The sequence below is a fragment of the Frischella sp. Ac48 genome (assembly GCF_019641635.1).
Taxonomy (GTDB): Bacteria; Pseudomonadota; Gammaproteobacteria; order Enterobacterales; family Orbaceae; genus Frischella; species Frischella japonica.
Window position 1 is genome coordinate 1 of the sequence record NZ_JAETXP010000026.1, and the last position, 2,533, is coordinate 2,533.

Genomic DNA, 2,533 nt, shown 5'->3' on the forward strand with positions numbered 1-2,533 from the left:
CTAAGCTGCCGATTAATAATCCTTCCAAACTAAATCGCTAAAAAAGTTGGTTGAATTTAGTATGGTCAATGATCACTATTCAAAGTAGAACAATAGAGAGCATTACAACTTTTCCTTTAGATAATCACATACAACATTGTATAGTTTTTTATATTTTGCCGGTTAAGAAAGCACTAGTGACATTAACAATAATGATAATTTGTAATATTAGATTTTCTAACTAGATAGATTCAATTTTGACATACAAGTTTTTGGGGGCTTCAGGAAAATACTTAAATAAAGCAGGACAAAGCCAACCTTCCATATCAAATTCTTTCGAGTAATACCAATTACCAGCATTATCAGATCTACGCCATTCTAAACAAAGATCGGTATCAGGGAAGTAGTCTTTAGAAAAGATTAAAATAAATCCTTTTTCAACATTTGGGATTGATTCAGTGGCTTTATCAATTAAAATATCTGCGCCAGAAACAAAAGGCTCTTGTAACAAGCCTACCTTTTCATCATCAAAGACCCACATATCATGATATTTATATGGTTTTATAATATTAATTGAGTTCATGTATTTTTCCTTAATGGAAACATTCGTAAAATATTCATTAGCGCGAAGAGAATTTTGGAGTTAGGAGTCCAAATTGGTAGCTTTTCGTGACCAATAAATAAAAAATTGGAGTCGTATTTCAAGTCATCATCAGAAATACCTTCTTTCTTAATATCAATTAACTTCTCTATGCTATCTAATTTTAATTGATAGATACTATTATTATGATAACTAATAACTTTATCTGTTGTTATAGCTGTCCAGCTCTTCTTGTTATTTTCGAAAAATAAAAATATTATTTCATCATCCGAATCCACATATTCTTTGTGTAATTTGTCCACAAAATTATCCCTTTCTTCACCATTGAGTCTTGTTTCCGAAAGCGACTTGAACTGATTTGCCTTCCAGAGAAGGCGATCTTTATACCATTCTTTTTTAGTCATATATTATTGTAAAGTCTGTCGTGCTTGTGTTTCCACGAACTACTTTACCTCCCATGAAAGGTTTACCATCAGCAACTCTTTTTTCTAGAAAATCCATAAGTTTTTCATTTGCAATATATCCAGTATTAACCTCGACTTTCTGGGCACCTTTAGATTTTGCATGTGCAACCAACAATTTAACATCAGAATAATTAATTTCACTTGTAATTGTAATTTCTACTTTAGCAGTCCCATTGTTAATATTGATATTTTTTAAATCAATACCAATTTTTTCAGCTGCTGCTTGTGTTTCTTTTGATATTTGATTCTTATCCGTTTCTTTTACAACATTATTCCAATTAACCTCATCTAATTCAACTTCTACCGCTTCAATTTTATGATGTACCTTCGCTCTTACTTCAGTGCTGGTTATTTTGATGCGGGCATATTTTAATAAGCGTAGTGAACAGGTTAAGTAGTTGGATAAAAAAACGACTAACTTTTATTTAATTTAAATTGAGTTGGAATGAGATATTTATTTAATCTTCTAATATTGATACAAAGCTAAAATTACTGATTATTAGGGTTGGAAAGCTGTACTAAAATGTTATAAAAAACTTCTCACCATATCCGAGAAGTTTTATAAATTTAAGTCCATATCTCTTGACCTTCTGGTGTAATCCAAACAATACCACAGTTCAATTTCACATAGAACCACATACCAATATCATCAAGATCATCGTCTTCATCATCTGAGGGGTAAGGTGGCCAAATATCTTTAATCGACTGGATTTGTTCTTCACTGGTACCAGTTAGAAAAACACCATGACTAGCTAATCTGATATGCCCATCATTCATTGATTTATTTAATATTTTAAAGAAAATATCCTTTCTGATTTCATAAGGTTCACTCATATCTTTCATATAATTTGCTACATGTTGCCACATTGTGCCCATTGAATAACCAAAAGAACTTTCTAATATTGAATGATAAATTTTTTCAAAATTCATTGGAATTTCATCTCCACACGATTTCCTTTGTTAATATTTGGATTTTTGATATCTATAGTCCACTTAGCATTAGTTTGCTCCACTGAGTCAGAGAAATTTCTTAATGTTATATTGCTACCAGCATTGGGACCTTCAGTAACCTTGACTGAATAAATAGTTCCTTTCTCTGGAATCATTTTGGCTGTCGGCAAAACATCAACACCAGAAAGCTGTTTAAAGTAAGCCATAACATCAACCTCAGATGCACCTTTAAATACAGGCGCTCCTACACTAATACTTTGATCAGTTACTAATGTTTTACCATTTACCGTAATAGTAAAATCTTTAGGATGAATATTCTTGTTGTTATACAGTGTCGCCAAACGATCCATTTCTGCTTTGGCTAACTTTTGTAAGTTAGTTGTTCCCTTTTCAGCAACATTATTCCAATTAACCTCATCTAATTCAACCGTGACTGTATCAATTTTATAATGTACTTTTGCTCTGACTTCGGTAGCGGTTATTTTGATGCGGGCGTATTTCAGTAAGCGTAATGAGCGGGTAAGGGGTTCGGCTAAGC

At 32.1% G+C, this 2,533-nt stretch carries 3 protein-coding genes and 1 pseudogene; all 4 read right to left on the bottom strand.

Going from position 1 to position 2,533, the window contains the following annotated elements; translation table 11 throughout:
* Nucleotides 1–220: 220 nt before the first annotated feature.
* Nucleotides 221–562, bottom strand: a complete 342-nt coding sequence (locus tag JMI89_RS11635; protein WP_187754416.1) for a DUF6717 family protein — start codon at nucleotides 560–562, stop codon at nucleotides 221–223.
* Entirely contained in the window at nucleotides 559–984 is a 426-nt protein-coding gene (locus JMI89_RS11640; RefSeq protein WP_220680162.1) for a hypothetical protein, read from the bottom strand. Before JMI89_RS11640 ends, JMI89_RS11635 begins: the two co-directional genes overlap by 4 nt.
* 627 nt (nucleotides 985–1,611) lie before the next feature.
* Nucleotides 1,612–1,974 carry a DUF596 domain-containing protein gene (locus tag JMI89_RS11645; RefSeq protein WP_220680163.1) on the bottom strand — a complete coding sequence of 121 codons (363 nt, stop codon included), beginning with the start codon at nucleotides 1,972–1,974 and terminating at the stop codon, nucleotides 1,612–1,614.
* Nucleotides 1,971–2,533: pseudogene (locus JMI89_RS11650) on the bottom strand (hypothetical protein); the annotation flags it as partial. The pseudogene JMI89_RS11650 and the gene JMI89_RS11645, both read right to left, overlap by 4 nt.

Coding starts and splice junctions, on each gene's coding strand:
- JMI89_RS11635 (WP_187754416.1), bottom strand. CDS start 562: ATGAACTCAATTAATATTATAAAACCATATAAATATCATGATATGTGG.
- JMI89_RS11640 (WP_220680162.1), bottom strand. CDS start 984: ATGACTAAAAAAGAATGGTATAAAGATCGCCTTCTCTGGAAGGCAAAT.
- JMI89_RS11645 (WP_220680163.1), bottom strand. CDS start 1,974: ATGAATTTTGAAAAAATTTATCATTCAATATTAGAAAGTTCTTTTGGT.